We start from the raw sequence: 20,476 nt of genomic DNA, 5'->3' as shown, positions 1-20,476 counted from the left end.
GTTTCGCAGCCGCAGCCGCCCAGAAGGCGCTGCGGCTTTTCTGTTCAGGCCGTTCTTTTCCCCGCCCGTGACCTTCACCGCCTTCGCCCTCATCATCCTCGCCGGCCTCATCCACGCGTGCTGGAACATCGTGGCCAAGAAGGCCGGGGGGGACTCGCGGTTTGCGTTCTTCACCTCGGTGATCATGATGGTTGTCTGGGCGCCGCTGGGCTGGTACCTGGGGCGCGACGCGGTGCTGCAGTGGGGCGCGGTGGAGTGGGGCTTCGTGGCCGCCAGCGGGCTGCTGCATGTGGCGTACTTCGTCATCCTGCTGCGCGGCTACCGCGTGGCAGACCTCACCGTGGTTTACCCGCTGGCGCGCGGCTCGGGGCCGCTGTTGTCGTCGCTGGTGGCCATCACTCTGCTGGGCGAGCAGATCTCCGCGCTGGGTGCCTTGGGCATCGTGGGCGTGGTGGGGGGCGTGTTTCTGATCGCGGGCGGCCCGGGCCTGCTGCGCGCCGCGCACGACCCTGCCGCGCGGGCGCGGGTGCACAAGGGCATTTTGTATGGCTTGCTTACGGGCGCCTTCATTGCCAGCTACACGGTGGTCGACGGCTATGCGGTCAAGTTTCTGCTGATGTCGCCCATTCTGGTGGACTACATGGGCAACTTTGTGCGTGTGGGCCTGCTGGCGCCCGTGGTGCTGCGCGACCTGCCCACCGCCCGCACGCTGTGGCTGGCGCAGTGGCGTTTTGCCCTGGCCGTGGCGGTGGTGAGCCCGGTGGCCTATGTGCTGGTGCTGTATGCCATGCAGCAGGCGCCCCTGTCGCACGTGGCCCCGGCGCGCGAGGTGTCCATGCTGTTTGCTGCGCTGATTGGCGGGCACCTGCTGGGCGAGGGTGACCGCGTGGCGCGCATTTTTGGCGCGCTGTGCATTGCGGCAGGCGTCACGGCCCTGGCCTTGGGATGACGGCCGCCGCACCACAACCTCTGCTGCTGGGCTGCGACTTCTCCAGCAGCCCCACGCGGCGCAAACCCATCGTGCTTGCGCTGGGCCAGCGCCAGGGCGCGCGCGTGTCGCTCACCGCGCTGCAGCCGTTCGACACCCTGGCCGCGTTCGGCCAGTGGCTGGCGCAGCCCGGCGACTGGGTGGGTGGTTTTGACCTGCCCTTCGGCCTGCCACGCGAGCTGGTGCAGGCGCTGGGTTGGCCCACCGACTGGCATGCCTGCATGCTGCACTACCGCAGCCTCAGCCGCGAGCAGAGCCGCGCGCAGTTTGCGGAGTTCTGCGATGCCCGCCCCGTGGGCGGCAAGTTTGCCCACCGCGCCACCGACGGGCCCGCAGGCTCCAGCCCCTCGATGAAATGGGTGAACCCGCCCGTGGCCTACATGCTGCACGCGGGCCTGCCGCGGCTGCTGGATGCGGGTGTGCACCTGCCCGGCCTGCACACTGGCGACCCGCGCCGCGTGGCGCTGGAGGCCTACCCCGGCCTGCTGGCGCGCGAGGTGCTGCAGCGGCGCAGCTACAAAAGCGACGACCGCGCCAAGCAGACCCCCGACCGCCTCATCGCCCGCAAAGACCTGGTCAACGCGCTGGAGCTGGGCCAGATCCGCCTCGGCCTGCGCCTCAAGCTCAGCCATGCCCAGCGCGACACCCTGGTGGATGACGCCAGCGGCGACAGCCTGGACGCCGTGCTGTGCCTGCTGCAAGCCGCCTGGGCGCAGCAGTGCCATGCCGAAGGCGATGCGCTTTACGGCCTGCCGCCGGGGCTCGATCCGCTGGAAGGCTGGATCATCACGGCTGAAAAGCCGTGACCGACCATTCCACCGCTTTTCAGGGCATCGGCCCGGCGCAGGCTGCGTAGCATGGGCGGGACACGCTGGATGCTTTGTTTGCCCATGCCTTTCGCCCCCCGCCTTTTGTTCGCGCTGGTCCTGCTGGCCCCGCTGCTGGTGCAGGCCGCCCCCGCGCCCTGGTATTACTGGCGCAGCCTGGTCGATGGCCAGCGTGTGTGCGCACAAACCTCGCCCGGCCCGGGCTGGGAGCGCGACAGCGCACCCCACGAAGGCCCCGGCTGCCAGCCGCGCCGCAAGGTGCTGGTCGTGCCCATGCGGTAGTGCCTGTCGTTGTTTTGTTATAAAAATAATAGCTATTCAGGCATGCTGGACGGGCGGTAGCGGCCAAAAAACCTTGCAATCGTGTGTGTACATTCGATAATGACACGCATGACCGAACTCATCCTGATCCGCCACGGCGAGACCGACTGGAACCGCGAGCTGCGCTTTCAGGGCCATGTGGACGTACCCCTCAACGCCACTGGCCACGAACAGGCCCGCCGCCTGGCCGAACGCCTGGCCGCAGAGCGCCCCGTGGTGCACCACCTCATCTGCAGCGACCTCATCCGCACCCAGCAGACCGCCACACCCAGCCTGCAGGTGCTGTTCCCTGAGGCCCGCATCGACACCCTCACCGACAGCGCCCTGCGCGAGCAAAACTTTGGCGTGGTGGACGGCAAGCGCGTGGACGACGTCAAGCAGGAACATGCCGACGCATGGAACCAGTGGCTGCGTTTTGAAGCCGACTACGGCATGCCCGGCGGCGAGACCACCCGCCAGTTCCACTCCCGGGTGATGGATGCCGTGTACCGCATCGCCCAGCAGCACAGCGGCCAGACCGTGATGGTGGTCACCCATGGCGGCGTGCTCGACATGATCTGGCGCACTGCACGCGGCACGGGGCTGGATGGCCCGCGCCAGAGCGACATTCCCAACGCGGGTCTCAACCGCGTGCGGGTGAGTGGAGAAGCGGTGGAAGTGCTGGACTGGGCTGATGTGCGGCACCTGGCGGATTTGCCGGAGCAGCCGGTTTATGACCAGACGAAGCTGGTGGTGAGGTGAGGTTTAAATTTGCTGACGTTGAGACTTAGTAGTCTCTATTTCAGTCAAGGCGATCTTCAAACTAACTCAAACATTGACCGCCTCTGTTGGTCGCTGTGAAGTGGGTACTTAGCAATATGAGTCCACTGCGGAGCAATAGCCGACGACCAGAGACGCAGCATCAAGTCCTCGGTCTGCACTTCTACGGCAACTGCATTCAGGTCGACCGCATAGCACTCCTCGTACGTGGCGTGCGCAGGATTTGGAAATGAGTTTTTGTACTTAATGTTGAACTCTGGTCGAAAGTATTTGATAAGAGCACCTTCAGTGAAATTGACCTCTTGTTGTTCCGACACCGGGTTGTAAATTACTTCACGTCTGTGGCGGTCATCCTCTTCCTCAGTCGTCTGATATTTCTTTGTGATGCCATCGAAGCTCGCAAGCATGTAACGTTCAAAGCAAAGTAGAACTAGCCAGATTTCTTGGTCAGGGGATTGTCGAATGGCCTCGGCATAAATACTCTGGAGAGTCGAATGACTCTGAAGCCGTTCCACTGCTGTTCTGGAACCGCCGTCGCCGTACGATTGCCCGACATAAAGCACTTCAAGATCCAAGTGCTCCCAGTACTTTGGCCCGCAAAGTCCCAAGAGCATTGCTGACTTTGCGGAAAGCAGTGGTTTTCCATCTGACGCAACGAATGCCACTTCCGTATACGGATAGCTCGATTGCACAGATAAGTCCAAGCACCCTAGCTCGTTCATAGCAATAAATGGAATCTCAATCTTCTCGTCGCGCACATGTTTGAAGCAGCGTCCAGAAATAGTGTCAGAAGTGAACACGACGGACTGAGGATCAATTGAAATTCTCGGTCGTCGTCCGACGATGTAAATGTGAGGATCGTCCGGAAGCTCGCCGAGCTGACTAAGTCCGTCTTGTTGCAGCAGCCAGCAGTAACTTGTGCAGACGTGTAGTCCGAACTCCGAGATGAATTTGCGGGGGGAAGACATAGCTAAGCCGATGTAATGGCCGGGGCAAGTGGGCGAAACGGCGGGTCTTATCTGCGGCCACAGCCTACAGGTAATTCCAACGCGGCACACACCACCCCCACCTGCCTAGCCAGCCGCACCGACTCCGGCTGCCCATTCACCATCGGCTGTAACACGTTCTGCACCGCTGCCCACTGCCCGTTGCGCTGCAGTGCATCCAGCCAGATCTGGTGAAACAGATCCCGCTGCGCATGGCTGCCGCCAATCTCCACCAGCCGGGGCAGGGCCACGCCCAGCTTCTCCACCGCCGTCGCCCAGTCGCCCTGCGCATGCGCCAGCAGGCCGTGGGCGGCGGGCACGCACACCTGTTGCCACACGGTGCGCTCCTGCGCCTCGGTGCGGGTGGCCGCGTGGGCGGTGATGTTGTTTTGCAGCGTGCGCGCGGCCTCCATGTGCCCGGCGCGGGCCAGGCCGTAGAGGTATTGCAGGTCCAGAAAGGGCAGTACATGGTCGGCCAGGCGCAGTGCCAGGTGATCGGCCACGTCGGTCCAGCGGTCGCCGACATCCACGCCTGCCAACTCCAGCCGGGCGAGCAGTGACACGGCGTTGATCTGGTCTTGCGTGTATTCCTTGACCACGCCCCACACCTGCTGGTCGTAGAGCGCCAGCACTTCGGCATGCCGGTCCTGCTCCAGCAAAAACAGCGCCTGGTGCCACCAGTTGTGCGTGACCATGAAGGAGTTCAGGCCCGTCCAGGTGTCGCTCATGCTGGCCATGAAATCGGTACCTTCGCGGATGCGGCCCAGGGTCAGCATGACGTGGGCCAGCGCGTGGTGGGCCCAGGGCTCTTTGCGGCACAGGCTGATGGCGTGGCGTGCGGCGCTTTCAGCCTCTTGCAGGCGGTGGCATTGCTCCCAGCCAAAGGCCAGCATGCCGTGCAGGTAGGGCACCTCGGCCGCTGCGGGCAGGGCCTGCAGCGCCAGGCGCAGCATGCCGGGCGAGTCGCCCCGGTTGAACAAATGGTATTGGCCGAGCTTGAGGGAGGCGAGGTCGCGCGGGTGCAGGCGGGCTTGCTCCTCGTGCAGCGCAATGGCGCGGGGCAGGTCGCCATCCACCCAGGCGGCGATGGCGGCCACAAAGCGTTGTTCACGCTCGGTAGCCTCTGCCGCGCGAGCCAGGGCCTGGTCGATGAGGGGGCGGGCGTTGTGCGGAGCGTCGGCCGACTCGGCAAACATGTGCAGTGCGGCGCAGCTGGCCTGAACGATGGGGCTGGTGTCGGCCGCCGCGTTCAGCACGTTCACCGCGCGGGCCTCGCAGGCGATGAAGCCTTCTACAAAGTCATTCAGCGCCGTCGCGCTGGCCTCGTCATGCAGCGTGATGGGGTTGCCCAGGCTGTCGGTCATGCGGGTGTGCGTGGAGGATGGCATGGGGCATTGTTGGGTCGCTGGGCTCAGCCGCCGTTGATCAAGGTCAGGTAGGCGTTGCGGGTTTCGGCAGACACCGACGCCACGAGCTGTTCATGCGGCGTCTGGTGCCGCGCCAGCATGCGGGCGCTGGCCACGGTTTTGGACTTGCAGTACCAGTGGCAGGTGTGCTGCATCAGAAACAGCTCGGCCGTCATCATGTAGGCGCGGTCCTTGGGCGACAGGTGGCTGGTGTTCTGCACCACATGGGCAATGCCGCGCGCGTGGATGGCGAGCGCTCGGCGCACGTCAAAGGTCATGGCGGGCAGCAGCTTGTCGGCAAACGGGATCGGCACGGAGAGCCGGCTGACGCGGGCGTGGGCTTCGTCCACCTTGGCAAAGTCGGCGGCAAAGCGGCTGAACTGCTCGCTCAGTTGCGACTCGGTGGTGCTCAGCAGGCTCCAGATCTGGCTGCGGCGCTCGTCGGTGCTTTCACCCAGGGCGCGCAGGTAGCCGTCGGTCAGCGCCTCCATCAGCTTTTCGATCTGGTAGTTGGCCAGGTGTTTGCCCAGCAGCGCAATGCGCTTGCGCTGCTCTTTGGCGTTGAGCATGAAGGTGCCGGTGGCGATGAGGATCGCCAGGATGATGATGTCCATGCGGTGGTGGGATGGTGGTTTGTGAGGTGGGGGCTCCAGCGGTGGTGCCAGCGTCAGAGCGTATTCCCCCAAGGTTACCAACAACAACGCACGACAGATGCAGGGTTATGCCGCAGGCGGCTGGGGCCATGCCCGCTGGGGTTCGCGGATCAGCTCGAACGCGTGCGCGACCTGCAGCACGCCAAGGTCGTCAAAACGTGCGCCCGCAATCTGCAGGCCGATGGGCAAACCAGCGCGGGTGTAGCCGCAGTTGACCGAGGCCGCAGGTTGCTCGGACATGTTGAACGGCACGGTAAAGCCGATGTGTTCCAGCGGGCGCAGCGGGTCGTTGGTGGGCGAGGGCAGCTCGGCCTGGAAGGCGACGTTGGGCGCCACGGGCGAGATCACATAGTCGAACGCGCTGCAGGCCTTGACGGCGGCCACGCGCGTCAGGTGGAACTGGTGGCTGGCGGTGAAGACCTCGGTGCCGCTCATGCCGGCGGCACTGTCGGCCCAGGTGCGGATGTAGGGCAGCACCTTGTCGCGCCGCGCCGCCGGCAGGGCCTGCAGGTCGATGTGGGAACGCATGCGCCAGAAGTGGTCCATGCCGTCGAGCATGGCCTGGGTCATGAAAGGTGCCATGGGCACGATGGTGGCGCCGGCGGCTTCCATGAGTTGGGCTGCGCGCTCCACGGCGGCCTTCACCTCGGGCTCCACCGGCAGGCCGCAGCCTGCATCCAGCAGCAGGCCGATGCGCAGGCCGCGCAGGCGCTCGGCGCCCTTGTTGAACTGGCTCCAGGCGATGTCCTGGTAGGGCAGGCTCATGCTGTCGCGCGCGTCGGGCTGGCTCAGCACCTGCATCATCAGCGCGGCGTCGGCCACGGTGCGGGTCATGGGGCCGGCGGCGCGGCCGGTGTAGGGCGGGTCAATCGGGATGCGGCCCAGGCTGGGCTTGAGGCTGAAGATGCCGCACCAGCTGGCAGGCAGGCGCAGCGAGCCACCAATGTCGGTGCCGATGTGCAGCGGGCCGTAGCCCGCAGCGGCCGCCGCGCCACCGCCGGCGCTGGAGCCGCCCGGGCCCTTGCTCACGTCCCAGGGGTTGCGCGACAGCGGGTGAAAGGTGGACAGGCCGGATGACAACATGCCGTAGTCGGGCATGGTGGTCTTGGCGACGATGACGGCACCTGCCTCGCGCATGCGGGCGGCGGGGGGGGCGTCAGCTGCGGCGGGCACCAGCTCGACGGCGGCCGTGCCCAGCGGGGTGGGGTCGCCTTCGGTGGCAATGTTTTCCTTGATGGTGCTGGGCACGCCGTCGAGCAGCCCCTTGGGCTCGCCGCGCAGCCAGCGGGCCTCGGAGGCACGGGCCTGGGCCAGGGCGGCCTCGGGGCGCAGCAGGTAGGTGGCTTTGATATGGGGCTCCCACCGTTCGATGTGGGCCAGCACGGACTGCGTGACCTCGACCGGTGACAGCTTGCGCTGGCGGTAGGCGGCAATCAGGTCGTGGGCGGGCAGGTCGTGCAGTTCGGTCATGGCGGGGTGGGTGGTCGCCGTAGCGATGTTTATCAATAAAAAAGGCTGCAAGCGCTAGTGGGTAAAGCGCTGGCAGCTATTGTTTTAGGAGTCTTGACTCCTGCACGCACCGCGTTGCGGCGCGTGGCTTTCAGGACCAGGACAGCGCGGAGATGTCGTTCACGAACACGGGCATGTCTTTCCACAGGCCCTTGAGGTTCTTGTTGGCCACCGTGATCCACTGGTTGGAGTACAGGAAGGCGTGCACCGCATCGTTGGCCAGCAGGCGCTGCGCATCGCCCAGCAGCTTGGCGCGGTCGGCGGGGCGGGCGGCGTTCTTGATCTGGCTGAACAGGTCGTTGAACTTGGGCGAGTTGTAGGCCCAGTAGTAGTCGGGCTTGGCAAAGTTGCCCAGGTCAAAGGGCTCCACGTGGCTGATGATGGTCAGGTCGTAGTTCTTGCTGCCGTAGGTCCCGCTGAGCCACTGCGCCCATTCCACGTTCTGGATCTTGGCGATGATGCCGACCTTGGCCAGCTGGGCAGCCACCACCTCGCCGCCCTGGCGGGCGTAAGGCGTGGGGGGCAGCGTCATGGTCAGCTCCAGCGGCGTCTTGATGCCGGCCTCGGCCAGCAGCTTCTTGGCCTTCTCGGGGTCGTAGGGGTTCACGCCCGTGGTGTCCACGTAGCCAAACGCGCCGGGCACGTAGTGGCTGCCGATGGGTGCGCCGTAACCGTCGCCCGCGCCTTCGATCACGGCCTTGCGGTCAATGGCTGCGGCAATGGCGCGGCGCACGCGCACGTCGTCCAGCGGCTTCTTGCCGTTGTTGATGGCCACGATGGTTTTGGCGCGCGAGCCGCTGACCACCACCTGGAACTTGGGGTTGGCCTTGAACTGCGCCACGCTGCGCGGCGTGACGCGGGGGAATGCGTCCACGTCGCCCGCCAGCAGGGCAGCCACCTGGGCGGCTGGGTCGGAGATGAAGCGGAAGGTCGCGCGCTTGATCTTGATGGCCTTGGCGTCGCGGTAGCCGTCCCAGGCGGTCAGCACGACCGACGAGCCCTTGTTCCAGGCCTGCAGCTGGTAGGGGCCGGTGCCCACGGGCTTGTTGGCGTTGGTGTCGGCGCTCTTGGGCTCCACGATGATGGAGGTGGCCTGGCCCAGCACGAACAGCAGGTCGGGGTCGATCTCCTTGTTGAGCAGCACCACGGTGTAGTCGTCGACCACCTGGGTGGTGATGCCGGCAAAGGTGCGCTTGTCCTTATTGGTGCTCTTCTCGCCGCCTGCGCGGTCGTACGAGAACTTGACGGCCGCAGCAGTGAAGGGCTCGCCATTCTGGAACTTCACGCCACGGCGCAGCTTGAAGGTGTAGGTCTTGAGGTCGGGCGAGACCTCCCAGCTTTCGGCCAGCAGGGGCGACACGCTGCCGTCGGGGTTGATCTTGGTGAGCGTCTCGAAGATGTTGTACTGAACGATCTCGGCGATGGCAGATGCCGCACCGGCGGTGGGGTCCAGGCCTGGGGGCTCCAGCGTCATCGCCAGCGTCACCGCATCTTTGCGGCCTTGCGCCAGGGCGCCAAGCGAGGTGGTCAAGGGCACAGCGGCGATGGCGCCAGTGGCAAGGACGGTACGGCGGTTCAGCATGTTCGGACTCTCCAGACAAAAAACCAGACAACAACCATAAAGACCCCCGGTGCAATTTGTTACCGGGGAGGAAAGAAGCTTTTTACACCATCACACCTGCATGTGGTTATGCGGTTTTTGCCGTTGCCGCAGCGGCTGCCGCACGGCGCGCCCGCGCGCGGCCGGGCAACACCTGCGGCACGGCGCCCACCAGCGACTGTGTGTACGGGTGCTGCGCGTTGCGGAACAGCTCGCCCGGCGAGCCGCGCTCCACGATGCGGCCCTGGTACAGCACCACCACCTCGTCACACAGGTGGTTGACCACCGCGAGGTCATGGCTGATGAGCATGTAGGTGATGCCGAACTGCTGCTGCAGGTCCTGCATCAGGTTCAGCACCTGGGCCTGTACCGACACGTCGAGTGCGCTCACAGGCTCGTCGGCCACGATGAGGCGGGGCCGGGTGATGAGGGCGCGCGCAATGGCGATGCGCTGGCGCTGGCCGCCAGAGAATTCGTGCGGGTACTTGCCCAGGTCGTTGGTGCGCAGGCCCACTTGCGACAGCACCTGGGCGGCCTGCTCGCGCTGCTCGGCGCGCGTGGTCTGGCCTTGCGCCTGCAGTGGTTCGGTCACGATGCGCTCCACGGTCTGGCGCGGGTCCAGCGATCCGTACGGGTCCTGGAACACCATCTGAAAGTCGCGCCGCGCCTGGCGCAACTGCTCGGCTGGCAACTGGTGCAGGTTGCGGCCCAGCAGCTCCACCGTGCCGGAGGTGGGTGCATCGAGCGCCATCACCAGCCGTGCCAGGGTGGACTTGCCCGAGCCCGATTCGCCGACGATGCCGAGGCTGCGGCCAGAGGCAATCGAGAAGTTCACGCCGTTGAGCGCGTGCACCTTGCCCGGGGGGCGAAACAGGTGCTCGCGGGGCAGTGTGTATTCGCGCACCAGGTCGGTCACCTGGAGCAGCGGCGCGGTGGCTGGCGCGCCGGTGGTGTGGGGGGCCTGGGTCATGCAGCCACCCCGATGATGTTCACCACGTCCGCACTCTGCGCCTCGGCAATGGCTTCGCGCCGCAGGCAGCGCACCAGGTGGTCGCCGTCGGCATCGGTGGCCACCAGCGTGGCCTCGGGCTGCTTGTGGTGGCAGTCATCCACCGTGTAGCTGCAGCGCCCTGCAAACGGGCAGCCAGCGGGCAGGTCCACCAGCTCGGGCACCGTGCCCGGAATGGTGGACAGGCGCGGGCGTTGCCCGGGCGCGTGCACGGCACCCAGGTGGGGCCGGGCGGCGAACAGCCCGCGTGTGTAAGGGTGGGCCATGGCCGAGAAGACCGAGGCAGTGGAGCCGCTTTCGACCACGCTGCCGCCGTACATCACCATCATGCGGTCCACGTTCTGCGAGATCACCCCCAGGTCGTGCGAGATGAGGATCAGCGCCATGTTGCGCTCGGCCACCAGGTCGCTGATGAGGTCCAGGATCTGCTGCTGGATGGTCACGTCGAGCGCCGTGGTGGGCTCGTCGGCGATCAGCAGGTCGGGCCCGCAGGCCAGCGCCATGGCAATGGTGATGCGCTGGCGCTGCCCGCCCGAGAACTGGTGCGGGTAGGCGTCAAAGCGCTGTGCGGCGTTGGGGATGCCCACGCGGTCCAGCAAGGCAATCGCTTCGGTGCGTGCGGCTGCTGCATTCATGCCCCGGTGCAGGCGCAGCGGCTCCGCCACCTGGCGGCCAATGGTGTGCACGGGGTTCAGGGCCGTCATGGGCTCCTGGAACACCATGCCAATGCGGTTGCCGCGCATCTTGCACATCTGTGCATCGGTGCGGCCCACCAGCTCTTGCCCATCAAAGCGGATGCTGCCAGTGACCTGTGCACTCTCGGGCAGCAGGCCCATGAGCGACATGGCTGTGATGGACTTGCCGCAGCCTGATTCACCGATCAGGCCCAGGGTTTCACCGCGCGCCAGCGAAAAGCTCACGCCGCGCACGGCATCGGCGGGGCCCCGGTGCGTCTGCAGGCGGATGCGGAGGTTGGAGACTTCAAGCAAAGGCATGGCAGAGGATCGTCATCGTTCGCAGTAATTTCATCTCAGCTAAACGGGTCTGTGAAACTGGCGCGACCCAAGCCAGCGCCCCCGTGCAAGGGCCGTCCCGCCGCACTGGGGGTGTCCCCCTCCCGCATTGCGCAGCAATGCGAGAGAGGGGGAAGGCGCGAAGCGACTCAGGGGGTGTCATCTTTTTCTGGAGAGGCGGGGGTCGAGCAAATCGCGCAGCCCGTCGCCCAGCAGATTCAGCCCCAGTACCGCCAGCGCAATCGCCATGCCGGGCCACACCGCCAGCAGCGGGGCCTGGAACATCAGCGTCTGTGCCTCGCTGAGCATGCGGCCCCAGGAGGGCTGGGGCGGCTGGGTGCCCAGGCCCAGGTACGACAGGGCGGCCTCGGCCAGGATGGCGATGGCGAACTGGATGGTGGCCTGCACGATGAGCACCGACAGGATGTTGGGCAGCACGTGTTCCAGCGTGATGCGCCAGCTGCCTTTGCCGCAGGCACGTGAGGCCAGGATGTATTCGCGCGACCACACGGCGTTGGCCGATGCGCGCGTGACGCGTGCAAACGTCGGGATGTTGAAGATGCCGATGGCGATGATGGAATTCACTATGCCTGCACCAAACACCGCCGTCATCATGATGGCCGAGAGGATGGCGGGGAAGGCGAACGTGAAGTCTGCCAGCCGCATGATCAGTTCTTCCACCCAGCCGCGCTTGGCGGCGGCCAGCAGTCCCAGCGCCGTGCCCAGGGTCAGGCCGATGCCCACCGCGATCACGCCCACCAGGATGGAGTTGCGGGCGCCCACCAGCAGCAGCGAGGCTACGTCGCGGCCAAAGGCATCCGTGCCCAGCCAGTGGGTGCCGGAGGGACTCGCCAGCTTGTTGGCCAGGTCCATCTCGTAGGGCGACCAAGGCGTCCAGACAAAAGAGAGCAGCGCAGCAAGGATCAGCAGCGCCGACAACACCGCACCGATGATAAAACTGCGGTGGCGCAGCGCGCGGTGCAGCCAGCCGGGGGCGGAGGGCGTGGAAGAGGAGGGGGGGGATACAGCGGCGCTCATGGGGATCAGATGTCGGAAGCCTTCACGCGGGGGTCGATCACGGCGTAGAGGATGTCCACGACGAAGTTCACGATCACCACCATGGCGGCGAGCAGCATCACGCAGTTGCGCACCACGATCAGGTCGCGGTTGGAGATGGACTGGAAGATCAGGCGCCCGAGGCCGGGCAGATAGAACACGTTCTCGACCACGATGGTGCCCGCCAGCAGGTTGGCAAACTGCAGCCCCATCACGGTGACCACCGGGATCATGGCGTTGCGCAGCACATGGCCCCACAGCGCTGCGCGCTGCGTGAGGCCCTTGGCGCGGGCGGTGCGTACAAAGTCTTCACGCAGCACCTCCAGCACGGCCGAGCGGGTGATGCGCGCCAGGATGGCAGCCTGCACCACGGCCAGCGCAATGGCGGGCAGCAGCAGGGCTTTGAGGGCTTCTAGCGGGCTGCCGCCAGCGTCTTCCGTCCAGCCCGGAAAGCCGCCGGCCGAGAACCACTGCAGCTTCACCGAGAACAGCAGGATCAGCAGGATGGCGAACCAGAAGTTGGGGATGGCAATGCCGATCTGCGCCAGGCCCATCACGCCCACGTCACCCAGCTTGTTGTGGCGCGCCGCGGCGTACACACCGGCGGCCAATGCCAGCACCGTGGTGATCACCATGGCCATCAGGGCCAACGGCACGGTAAGCGCCAGGCGCTCCAGCACCAGGTCGAGTACGGGCGAGCTGTAGGCGTAGCTGTCGCCCATGTTGCCCACCACCAGGCCGCTCACCCATTGCCAGTAGCGCAGGCTGGCGGGCTGGTCCAGACCCAGCTTGGTGGCCAGAGCCGCCACCGCATCGGGAGAGGCATCGGGACCCATCAGAATCTGCGCGGCATTGCCCGGCAGGATTTCCAGCACCAGGAACACGACGATGGAGGCGCCAATCAACGTGGCCAGGAGGGTGACAAACCGCTTGAGAAAAAACAGGCCCATGGGTGGGGTGCGTTGGCAGGTGGGTCAGACGCAGGGGCGTCAAAATTAATGTGTATACACAGCATAACGGTAAAAACGTCCCCGTCAGCGGTGGTGGGTTGCAGTGTGGCACGCAAGGCACATGCCACCGGCGCGGGATAATACGGAGCATGAACTGCGCCGCTCGCTCCGTTGCCCCTGTTTTTGGCCCCGTGCACTGGGAGGCTGTATGGCGCTGATGATCACGGACGAGTGCATCAACTGCGATGTGTGCGAGCCCGAGTGCCCCAACCAGGCGATCTACCTGGGGCAGGAGATCTACGAAATCGACCCGAACAAGTGCACAGAATGTGTGGGGCATTTCGACGAGCCCCAGTGTGTGCAGGTCTGCCCTGTGGCCTGCATTCCCGTGAACCCGCAGCACGTGGAAAGCCGCGAAACCCTGTGGCAGAAGTTCCAGCGGCTGCAGGCGTCCACGCCGACGTAATTTGAGCCAAACCGACCGCTTGCGCTAGTAGGTCATGCCTTGGGTGCTATTGAATAAATAGCAATATCCACAGCACAACGGCTGGACGGGCTGGTGGCCCCTCAGTCCTCCACAGGCCGAGGGGGCTTGGGGCGGGGCGGTTTGGTGGTGTGGATGAGCAGCGTGGCTTTTTCCATGTCCCCCGCCAACAGAGCGGGGTAGGCCTTGAGCGAGTGGGCGATGCTGTCCTCGATCAGCGTGCGCTGGTCTGGCGACGGCTTCTTGAGCACCCAGTTGGCGACTTCGCTTTTGACGCCCGGATGGCCGATGCCTATGCGCAGGCGCCAGTAGTCGGGCGAGCCCAGCTGTCCGTGGATGTCACGCAGGCCGTTGTGCCCGGCATGGCTGCCGCCGCGCTTGAGCTTGACCTGGCCCGGTGCAATGTCCAGTTCGTCGTGCACTACCAGGATTTCCTCGGGCAGGATCTTGAAAAAGCGCGCCAGCGAGGCCACGGACTTGCCGGAGAGGTTCATGAAGGTCTGCGGCTCCAGCAGCCACACGTTCTGGCCGTGCACCGTGGTGCGTGCCACCAGGCCGTGGTAACTGCGCTCGGGCACCAGCGTGGTCTTGAGTTCGCGCGCCAGGGCATCAATCCACCAGAAGCCGGCGTTGTGCCGCGTGTCCTCGTAGTCTGGCCCGGGGTTTCCCAGGCCTACAAACAGCTTGATCATGTGCGGGATTATCGGTGGCTGGGGTGTGGAAAGGCCGTCGGCATTGCTGCCGCTGCATGACGATGCAGTCGGCGAGAGAGGGGTGCGGCGTGCAAAGTGCGCCACACCAATGAAAACGGCCCACGCAAGGTGGGCCGTTTCGTGGTCAACACCGCAAAGCGGGTTGACCGGGTGAAGTGATCGAGGTCGTGGACCGGCGAATTACTTCTTGCCCTTGCCCTTGCCCTTGGCATCGGCAGCAGGAGCGGCTTCCGCAGGGGTCTCGACGACCACGACTGGAGGCACCACGGACACCAGCACGGGGTTGTTGTTCTGGCCACCGCGGACCTTGGCCACCACGCCCTTGGGCAGCTTGATGTCCTTCAGGTGCAGGGAAGCACCCTTTTCCAGCTTGGACAGGTCCACAGCGATGAATTCGGGCAGGTCCGAAGGCATGCAGGTCACGTCCAGTTCGTTCACGATCGGGTTGACCATGCACTTGTCCACCTTGACGGCGTTGGACTCTTCTGCACCGCTGTAGTGCAGTGGCACCTTCAGGTGCAGCTTGGTCTTGTCGTCCACGCGCTGGAAGTCGATGTGCAGCACCAGTTGCTTGTAGGGGTGGTATTGCACGTCACGCAGCACAACCTTGGACGTGGCGCCAGCCACTTCCATGTCCAGCACGCTGGAGTGGAACGCTTCCTTCTTGAGGGCGTGCCACAGCGCGTTGTGGTCCACCTCGATCAGTTGTGGCTCGGTAGCACCACCGTACACGATGCCAGGCGTCTTGCCCGAATTACGCAGACGGCGGCTCGCACCCGTACCCTGCTTGGCGCGCTCAAAAGCGACGAAGTTCATAGTTAGCTCCTGAAAAGGGTGGACCGCGACCAGTCGTACCCCGATTAAAAAAGACCTGTGACGCCTTCATGGCGGCAGGCCTGCGCATTGCTCTCGAACAGACAAGCCTCCCGAAGGAGGCCTGCGTGCAATCCGACTGCAACGCTCCCGGGGGAGCGTGTCAGAACAGGTTGTCCTGGTCCGAGAACAGACTCATGACCGACTCACCCTTGGCAATGCGCTGGATCGTTTCGGCGATCAGCGGGGCCACGGAGAGTTGGCGAATCTTGGAACATCCCTTGGCGTTGTCGCTCAGCGGGATGGTGTTGGTCACCACGACTTCATCGAGGGCTGTGCCCTTGGCGATGCGTTCGATGGCAGGACCCGAGAAAATGGGGTGCGTGCAGTAGGCGTACACCTTCTTGGCACCGCGCTCCTTGAGCACTTCGGCAGCCTTCACCAGCGTGCCGGCGGTGTCGATCATGTCGTCCATGATCACGCAGTTGCGGCCTTCGATCTCGCCGATCACGTGCATCACTTCCGACACGTTGGCCTTAGGACGGCGCTTGTCGATGATGGCCAGATCGCAGTTCAGTTGCTTGGCCAGGGCGCGTGCGCGCACCACGCCGCCCACGTCGGGGGAGACGACGATCAGATCTTCGTAGTTCTTCTGGCGCAGGTCGCCCAGCAGCACCGGCGACGCATAGATGTTGTCCACGGGAATATCGAAGAAGCCCTGGATCTGGTCAGCGTGCAGGTCCATGGTCAGCACGCGGGCCACGCCCACGGCTTGCAGCATGTTGGCCACCACCTTGGCCGTGATGGGCACACGGGTAGAGCGGGGGCGGCGGTCCTGGCGGGCGTAACCGAAATAAGGAATCACGGCGCTGATGCGCTCAGCCGACGCGCGCTTGAGCGCATCGACCATGATCAGCAGTTCCATGAGGTTTTCGTTGGTGGGTGCGCAGGTGGACTGCACCACGAAAACATCACGTGCGCGCACGTTTTGTTTGATTTCGACGGTGACTTCACCGTCAGAGAAGCGACCCACGTCAGCCGCACCGAGGGTGGTGCCGAGGTGTTGGGCAATTTCAGCTGCCATGCCAGGATTGGCATTGCCGGTGAAAACCATGAAGTCGGGGTGGTTGGCTTGCATGAGCGTCCCAGCAGTCTGAAATAAAAGCCCGTACGCGGAAAGCGTTTGGCAGGGGAAGAAGGATTCGAACCTTCGCATGCCGGAATCAAAATCCGGTGCCTTAACCAGCTTGGCGACTCCCCTACACAGGTCAATTGCCGAGGGCAACCAACCTTAAATTTCTCCTGATGCCCAGCCTGCCAGAGGATGAACCATCAGATTTTCACATGCCTTCACTTGCCAGCCCTCGGGGGCTCCGCTCAAGTCAACTGCGTGTGATAGTTGCGCAAACACCGCACTGCCTGAGCCTGTCATTCTGCCTTTGAGGTCGCGATCTTTGAGCCATTCAATGGCTTGCAAAACATCGGGGCAAAGAGCCTGAGCAACTGGCTGCAAGTCGTTTCGACCGAAGTCAAAGTGTGCTGCAGCAAAGCCTAAGATTGTAGCACTATCTGAATCGCGTTTCAAACTTGGTGACGAAAAAATTTCTTTTGTCTCCAAACCTGCTGCGGGCTTCACGATCACAAAGCTCGCTTGCGGTAGCTGGTGCACTTTCTCAAGCGGCGTGATTGTCTCACCAATTCCCTCCACCCAAGCGTTGTGGCCGCATAAAAAAAACGGGACGTCAGCGCCCAACTGCAAACCGATCTTTGCCAATGCGTGTCTTGGCAGGTTCAGCCCCCACAGCCGGTTCAAAGCCAGCAGCGTGGTGGCGGCATCCGAAGAGCCGCCTCCCATGCCTGCCTGCGCTGGCACGCGTTTCAGAACGCCAATGTGAGCGCCCTCACGGCAGCCCGTTGCGGCCTGCAGTGCATGTGCAGCGCGAACCGAGAGGTCCACCTCGGGTAGCGCTGTGGACAGGTCTTCCCGCGAAATCAATCCATCCGTGCGGCGTTGGAAGTGCAGGGTGTCGCACCAGTCCACAAGCATGAACACGGACTGCAGCAGGTGATAGCCGTCAACACGCCGTCCGGTGATGTGCAAAAAAAGATTGAGCTTGGCCGGGGCTGGCACGTCATACAAGGCTTGCATGGGGCGAAAGAGTGGGGAGCGAGGTTTTGCTGTGCGAACGGCTCTGCTGGCCGCAGCAGTTTGCAGGCCGTCAGGGAGTCAGCGCAATGCGCAGCGTGGCGGTAGGCTGCGGGTCGCTGCGGCGTGCCGTCAGCCGCCCGTCTGCAATGCCGGTAAGGTCTGCTTGCCACCCCGTCGCACTGGCCTGGGTGCCCTTGAGCCAGCTGAACAAGGCGGTCACGGGAATGCGAGTGCCGGTCACGTCCTGGAGCAGAGTGTCCAGGGAATTGGAGGTACGGGTGTCCTGACCGCTAAGCAGCTGCGCGTGACCATCTTTCCAGTCGAGTTGCGCAATGCGATTGCCGAAGGGGCTGAGCAAAACGAGTCCACCCGCCTGGGCGGTGCCGCGCAGCTCGAACATGGCAGAAAAAGACTGCGAGGCCTGCCCGTCGATCTGCAGGGCAATGCGCCCACTCCAGCTGTCTTCGTCCAGGGGGGCTTTGGCTATCGGCTGCGCACAACCTGCGAGCCACAGCGCCCACAACACCAGCCACCATGCCCACCGGTGGGGAGGAGTCCGTGGCCGACTGTTTGAAGTGGCGCTGAAAAGGCCTTGCATCAGAGGGAGGCCCCGAGGCGTTTCAGGGTCTCTTTGAGGGTGTCGTTGTCAGGACTGGCACGCTGACCTTCTTTCCAGACGCGTGTTGCACCGTCCCTGTCGCCCATGCTCCAGAGCACCTCGCCCAGATGTGCAGCAATCTCCACATCGGGCCGTGCCTTGAAGGCTACTTCGAGGTGTTTGCGGGCGTCTGCCTTGTTGCCCAGGCGAAACTCCACCCAGCCAAGGCTGTCTAGGATGAAGGGATCGTTGGGGGCGAATTCCAATGCCTTCAGGATGAGCTGTTTGGCCTCGGCCAGCCGCACTCCGCGGTCTGCGAGCGAATAGCCAAGGGCGTTGTAGGCGTGGTGGTACTCTGGCTGGCGTGCGATCACCTGACGCAACAGCTTCTCCATCGTGTCCGGCTGGCCCGCCTTTTCTGCCAGCATGGCCTGGTCGTAGACCAGCTCGGCGTCGTCCGGGGCCAGGGCCACCAGTTCGACTTGTACCTTGTAGGCTTCCTGGTACAGGCGCTGGTCGCGTAACAGTTGCACTTCGGCCATCAGCTTCATGCGTTGGCTGTCTGCTGAATTGCCTGGCAGGTTGCGCAACAAGGCCCGCGCCTGGGCGAGCTTGCCCTGGCGTGCCAGCAATGATGCGCGGCGCGTCTGCGCACCAAAGACTTCCTCTGCGTTGTCGATCCGTGCGAGCCAGGCTTCTGCGCCCGCAAAGTCTTTCTTTTTCTCGGCAATCTGCGCGTGCAGCAGGTACGCTTGCGTGAGGCTCTTTCGCCGCAGGTCGGTGTCACCAGATGCAGATGCCAGTTCCATGAACCGTTGCAGCGATGCCTCTGCGGCAGGCAGGCGGTTGTCCTGGTACTGCAAGGTGGCGGCCACCAACCATGCCTCTGCCAGGTCAGGCTTTTCCTTGGTGACCGTCTCCAGCTGGCGACTGGCCTCTGGATAGCGCTGAAGGCCCAGCAATACCCTCGCATACGCCATGCGCAGGTCCGGGATGGGTTGTCTGGACAGCGTTTGCGTCACGATGGGCTCTGCGTCTAGCAGGCCTTCGTCCATCAGCTCCAGCGCCAGCCGGGCCGCGCTTTCGCTGGCATTGTCCAGGCCCTGTGCCCTGCGTGCTGCGTCGAGCGCACCGGCCTTGTCGCCCGCTGCAAGCCTCAATCGACCCAGCGACACCCAGGCCTCGGGTCCGGTGGCAGGGTTGGTGAGTTCATTGACCAGGGCCTGTTCCACCACCTTGGCGGCCAGCGCTTTGTCACTCGCGCGTCCATACAGTTGTGGCAAAGATGCCAGCGTTGACGCCTTGGTCCTAGGAGAGGCTTGTGCAAGTTCCTGGCGCAGCAAGTCCGGTGTTTCGGCGATGCGGTTCAATGCGATCAGGATCTGCAGCACATACTGATTGGCCTCGCGCGACTGTGGCAGGGCCTCCTTCCAGGCTCGGGCTGCAGCCAGGGCGTATTCGCCTGATCGTGATTGCAAGGCAATGTCTGCAGCCCTTTGGTAGAGCTGCCCGTCAGCGCTTCGGCGCGCGGCCTCCAGCATGAACGCGTAGCCTGCGCCTGGGTCCCCGGTTCGTGCACTGATCTCGCCCAGAAAGATTTCGTAGAACAGCTCTGCGTCCAACGCGGGGTTGGACTCTACCGGTGGGGGCTCGCTCGGGGGGCGGCTTTCACCGGCGGGCTTTTGGGCCCAAGCTGAGTGGGCGGACGCCGCAATCACGGTGACCAAGGCAACGGTACGAAAGCTGTGGGATAACACCATCGGGCCATAATAATCCATGCCTGTTAAGCCGTTGCCCGGTTGTTTGTATGCCTGAGTTGCCTGAAGTGGAAGTGACGCGGCGCAGTTTTGCTACCGCGATCGCTGGAGCCCGGATCGAGGCTGTGATGATGGGCAAGCCCCTGCGGTGGCCTCTGGGTTGTGACCCGCAGTTGCTGGGAGGCCAACAAGTGGTCGGATTGCGCCGGCGGGGCAAGTATCTGTTGCTCGATATGAACCAAGGCGTTCTGCTTCTGCATTTGGGGATGTCGGGTAGCCTGCGTTTTGCTTCAGACATGCCAGAAGCGGGGGCGCATGACCACTTTGACCTTGTCACCGACCGGGGCACGCTGCGCCTGCATGACCCACGCCGATTTGGCGCGGTGGTTTATGCGCCATCAGAGAACTCACCGGTAGCCGCCAAATTGCTGGGCGGCTTAGGTATGGAGCCCTTGTCTGAAGAGTTTCTACTTCCGACTTTTCAGGCAGGACTCAAGAAAAGCCGGATGCCTATCAAACAGTTGCTTCTGGCGGGGCGCGTGGTCGTGGGGGTCGGGAATATCTACGCCTCTGAGGTGCTTTTTTTGTCTGGCATCCGTCCTACTACCGTTGCATCACGCATTGGTCCGGCACGAGTACATAAGCTGCATCAGGCCATTCGCTCGGTGCTGGCCCGCGCTGTGGAGATGGGCGGTAGCACGCTGCGCGATTTTTCGAATGCCGAAGGAATGGCTGGCCACTTTCAGACGGCCGCGAACGTGTATGGCCGCGATGGTCAGCCCTGCCATGTGTGCGGTACAGCCATCGAGCTGATTCGCCAGGGACAGAGAAGCACTTACTTCTGCCGCCAGTGCCAGCACCCATAGATGCTGCCGTCCGATGGAC

At 64.0% G+C, this 20,476-nt stretch carries 21 protein-coding genes and 1 tRNA gene; 6 read left to right on the top strand and 16 right to left on the bottom strand.

Annotated elements, in window-relative coordinates; genetic code table 11:
• Positions 1 to 67 precede the first annotated feature (67 nt).
• From ATF69_RS02870 to ATF69_RS02855, 4 genes are all read left to right on the top strand, one after another.
• On the top strand, positions 68 to 949 hold the full coding sequence (locus ATF69_RS02870; protein WP_146869841.1) for a DMT family transporter: 882 nt from the start codon (positions 68 to 70) through the stop codon (positions 947 to 949).
• Positions 946 to 1,794, top strand: a complete 849-nt coding sequence (locus ATF69_RS02865) for a DUF429 domain-containing protein (protein ID WP_146869840.1) — start codon at positions 946 to 948, stop codon at positions 1,792 to 1,794. The genes ATF69_RS02870 and ATF69_RS02865 overlap by 4 nt, the downstream gene beginning before the upstream one ends.
• A gap of 84 nt (positions 1,795 to 1,878) precedes the next feature.
• Complete coding sequence (locus tag ATF69_RS02860; protein ID WP_146869839.1) at positions 1,879 to 2,097, top strand: hypothetical protein; 219 nt, start codon at positions 1,879 to 1,881, stop codon at positions 2,095 to 2,097.
• 108 nt (positions 2,098 to 2,205) lie between these two features.
• A complete protein-coding gene (locus ATF69_RS02855) occupies positions 2,206 to 2,877 on the top strand; it encodes a histidine phosphatase family protein (protein WP_146869838.1) in 672 nt (223 codons plus the stop codon).
• 56 nt (positions 2,878 to 2,933) lie between these two features.
• Here ATF69_RS02855 and ATF69_RS02850 read toward each other — a convergent pair whose 3' ends face one another.
• The 9 genes from ATF69_RS02850 to ATF69_RS02810 form a co-directional block, all read right to left on the bottom strand.
• Positions 2,934 to 3,863, bottom strand: a complete 930-nt coding sequence (locus ATF69_RS02850) for a hypothetical protein (RefSeq protein ID WP_146869837.1) — start codon at positions 3,861 to 3,863, stop codon at positions 2,934 to 2,936.
• 47 nt (positions 3,864 to 3,910) lie between these two features.
• Positions 3,911 to 5,269, bottom strand: coding sequence for a tetratricopeptide repeat protein (locus ATF69_RS02845; protein ID WP_146869836.1), 1,359 nt, complete (start codon positions 5,267 to 5,269; stop codon positions 3,911 to 3,913).
• A gap of 23 nt (positions 5,270 to 5,292) precedes the next feature.
• On the bottom strand, positions 5,293 to 5,901 hold the full coding sequence (locus ATF69_RS02840) for a hypothetical protein (protein ID WP_015012762.1): 609 nt from the start codon (positions 5,899 to 5,901) through the stop codon (positions 5,293 to 5,295).
• A 105-nt stretch (positions 5,902 to 6,006) separates the two neighbouring features.
• Complete coding sequence (locus ATF69_RS02835) at positions 6,007 to 7,410, bottom strand: amidase (protein ID WP_146869835.1); 1,404 nt, start codon at positions 7,408 to 7,410, stop codon at positions 6,007 to 6,009.
• 130 nt (positions 7,411 to 7,540) lie between these two features.
• A complete protein-coding gene (locus tag ATF69_RS02830; protein WP_056747308.1) occupies positions 7,541 to 9,031 on the bottom strand; it encodes an ABC transporter substrate-binding protein in 1,491 nt (496 codons plus the stop codon).
• A 106-nt stretch (positions 9,032 to 9,137) separates the two neighbouring features.
• The gene (locus tag ATF69_RS02825) at positions 9,138 to 10,019 is read right to left on the bottom strand and encodes an ATP-binding cassette domain-containing protein (RefSeq protein ID WP_146869834.1); all 882 of its coding nucleotides are present in this window, start codon (positions 10,017 to 10,019) and stop codon (positions 9,138 to 9,140) included.
• Positions 10,016 to 11,053, bottom strand: coding sequence for an ABC transporter ATP-binding protein (locus tag ATF69_RS02820; protein WP_146869833.1), 1,038 nt, complete (start codon positions 11,051 to 11,053; stop codon positions 10,016 to 10,018). Before ATF69_RS02820 ends, ATF69_RS02825 begins: the two co-directional genes overlap by 4 nt.
• Before the next feature lie 177 nt (positions 11,054 to 11,230).
• Positions 11,231 to 12,109: an ABC transporter permease gene (locus tag ATF69_RS02815; protein ID WP_146869832.1), complete on the bottom strand. Its 879-nt coding sequence runs from the start codon at positions 12,107 to 12,109 to the stop codon at positions 11,231 to 11,233.
• A 5-nt stretch (positions 12,110 to 12,114) separates the two neighbouring features.
• Positions 12,115 to 13,077, bottom strand: a complete 963-nt coding sequence (locus tag ATF69_RS02810) for an ABC transporter permease (RefSeq protein WP_056060468.1) — start codon at positions 13,075 to 13,077, stop codon at positions 12,115 to 12,117.
• A gap of 208 nt (positions 13,078 to 13,285) precedes the next feature.
• Here ATF69_RS02810 and ATF69_RS02805 point away from each other — a divergent pair, with 208 nt between their 5' ends.
• Positions 13,286 to 13,543, top strand: a complete 258-nt coding sequence (locus ATF69_RS02805) for a YfhL family 4Fe-4S dicluster ferredoxin (protein ID WP_056060470.1) — start codon at positions 13,286 to 13,288, stop codon at positions 13,541 to 13,543.
• Between the two features lie 101 nt (positions 13,544 to 13,644).
• On the opposite strand, the gene pth is transcribed toward ATF69_RS02805, so the two are convergent.
• From pth to ATF69_RS02770, 7 genes are all read right to left on the bottom strand, one after another.
• Positions 13,645 to 14,253 carry an aminoacyl-tRNA hydrolase gene (gene pth, locus ATF69_RS02800; RefSeq protein ID WP_056747313.1) on the bottom strand — a complete coding sequence of 203 codons (609 nt, stop codon included), beginning with the start codon at positions 14,251 to 14,253 and terminating at the stop codon, positions 13,645 to 13,647.
• Between the two features lie 201 nt (positions 14,254 to 14,454).
• Positions 14,455 to 15,090, bottom strand: a complete 636-nt coding sequence (locus ATF69_RS02795) for a 50S ribosomal protein L25/general stress protein Ctc (protein WP_056060476.1) — start codon at positions 15,088 to 15,090, stop codon at positions 14,455 to 14,457.
• A gap of 160 nt (positions 15,091 to 15,250) precedes the next feature.
• Positions 15,251 to 16,225 carry a ribose-phosphate pyrophosphokinase gene (locus tag ATF69_RS02790; RefSeq protein WP_056060480.1) on the bottom strand — a complete coding sequence of 325 codons (975 nt, stop codon included), beginning with the start codon at positions 16,223 to 16,225 and terminating at the stop codon, positions 15,251 to 15,253.
• Positions 16,226 to 16,271: 46 nt separating this feature from the next.
• Positions 16,272 to 16,348, bottom strand: a tRNA-Gln gene (locus ATF69_RS02785).
• Between the two features lie 30 nt (positions 16,349 to 16,378).
• Complete coding sequence (gene ispE, locus ATF69_RS02780) at positions 16,379 to 17,236, bottom strand: 4-(cytidine 5'-diphospho)-2-C-methyl-D-erythritol kinase (RefSeq protein ID WP_146869831.1); 858 nt, start codon at positions 17,234 to 17,236, stop codon at positions 16,379 to 16,381.
• Positions 17,237 to 17,306: 70 nt separating this feature from the next.
• On the bottom strand, positions 17,307 to 17,762 hold the full coding sequence (locus ATF69_RS02775) for a lipoprotein insertase outer membrane protein LolB (protein WP_244303643.1): 456 nt from the start codon (positions 17,760 to 17,762) through the stop codon (positions 17,307 to 17,309).
• 71 nt (positions 17,763 to 17,833) lie between these two features.
• On the bottom strand, positions 17,834 to 19,612 hold the full coding sequence (locus tag ATF69_RS02770; protein ID WP_146869830.1) for a tetratricopeptide repeat protein: 1,779 nt from the start codon (positions 19,610 to 19,612) through the stop codon (positions 17,834 to 17,836).
• Between the two features lie 29 nt (positions 19,613 to 19,641).
• On the opposite strand from ATF69_RS02770, the gene mutM reads away from it, so the two are divergent.
• On the top strand, positions 19,642 to 20,457 hold the full coding sequence (mutM, locus tag ATF69_RS02765; protein WP_146869829.1) for a bifunctional DNA-formamidopyrimidine glycosylase/DNA-(apurinic or apyrimidinic site) lyase: 816 nt from the start codon (positions 19,642 to 19,644) through the stop codon (positions 20,455 to 20,457).
• Positions 20,458 to 20,476: the final 19 nt, after the last annotated feature.

Source organism: Acidovorax delafieldii, from assembly GCF_007993815.1.
Lineage (GTDB): Bacteria > Pseudomonadota > Gammaproteobacteria > Burkholderiales > Burkholderiaceae_C > Acidovorax > Acidovorax delafieldii.
This window is presented reverse-complemented; position numbering and strand designations above follow the sequence as displayed.

Coding starts and splice junctions, on each gene's coding strand:
- ATF69_RS02865 (WP_146869840.1), top strand. CDS start 946: ATGACGGCCGCCGCACCACAACCTCTGCTGCTGGGCTGCGACTTCTCC.
- ATF69_RS02860 (WP_146869839.1), top strand. CDS start 1,879: ATGCCTTTCGCCCCCCGCCTTTTGTTCGCGCTGGTCCTGCTGGCCCCG.
- ATF69_RS02855 (WP_146869838.1), top strand. CDS start 2,206: ATGACCGAACTCATCCTGATCCGCCACGGCGAGACCGACTGGAACCGC.
- ATF69_RS02850 (WP_146869837.1), bottom strand. CDS start 3,863: ATGTCTTCCCCCCGCAAATTCATCTCGGAGTTCGGACTACACGTCTGC.
- ATF69_RS02845 (WP_146869836.1), bottom strand. CDS start 5,269: ATGCCATCCTCCACGCACACCCGCATGACCGACAGCCTGGGCAACCCC.
- ATF69_RS02840 (WP_015012762.1), bottom strand. CDS start 5,901: ATGGACATCATCATCCTGGCGATCCTCATCGCCACCGGCACCTTCATG.
- ATF69_RS02835 (WP_146869835.1), bottom strand. CDS start 7,410: ATGACCGAACTGCACGACCTGCCCGCCCACGACCTGATTGCCGCCTAC.
- ATF69_RS02830 (WP_056747308.1), bottom strand. CDS start 9,031: ATGCTGAACCGCCGTACCGTCCTTGCCACTGGCGCCATCGCCGCTGTG.
- ATF69_RS02825 (WP_146869834.1), bottom strand. CDS start 10,019: ATGACCCAGGCCCCCCACACCACCGGCGCGCCAGCCACCGCGCCGCTG.
- ATF69_RS02820 (WP_146869833.1), bottom strand. CDS start 11,053: ATGCCTTTGCTTGAAGTCTCCAACCTCCGCATCCGCCTGCAGACGCAC.
- ATF69_RS02815 (WP_146869832.1), bottom strand. CDS start 12,109: ATGAGCGCCGCTGTATCCCCCCCCTCCTCTTCCACGCCCTCCGCCCCC.
- ATF69_RS02810 (WP_056060468.1), bottom strand. CDS start 13,077: ATGGGCCTGTTTTTTCTCAAGCGGTTTGTCACCCTCCTGGCCACGTTG.
- ATF69_RS02805 (WP_056060470.1), top strand. CDS start 13,286: ATGGCGCTGATGATCACGGACGAGTGCATCAACTGCGATGTGTGCGAG.
- pth (WP_056747313.1), bottom strand. CDS start 14,253: ATGATCAAGCTGTTTGTAGGCCTGGGAAACCCCGGGCCAGACTACGAG.
- ATF69_RS02795 (WP_056060476.1), bottom strand. CDS start 15,090: ATGAACTTCGTCGCTTTTGAGCGCGCCAAGCAGGGTACGGGTGCGAGC.
- ATF69_RS02790 (WP_056060480.1), bottom strand. CDS start 16,225: ATGCAAGCCAACCACCCCGACTTCATGGTTTTCACCGGCAATGCCAAT.
- ispE (WP_146869831.1), bottom strand. CDS start 17,236: ATGCAAGCCTTGTATGACGTGCCAGCCCCGGCCAAGCTCAATCTTTTT.
- ATF69_RS02770 (WP_146869830.1), bottom strand. CDS start 19,612: ATGGATTATTATGGCCCGATGGTGTTATCCCACAGCTTTCGTACCGTT.
- mutM (WP_146869829.1), top strand. CDS start 19,642: ATGCCTGAGTTGCCTGAAGTGGAAGTGACGCGGCGCAGTTTTGCTACC.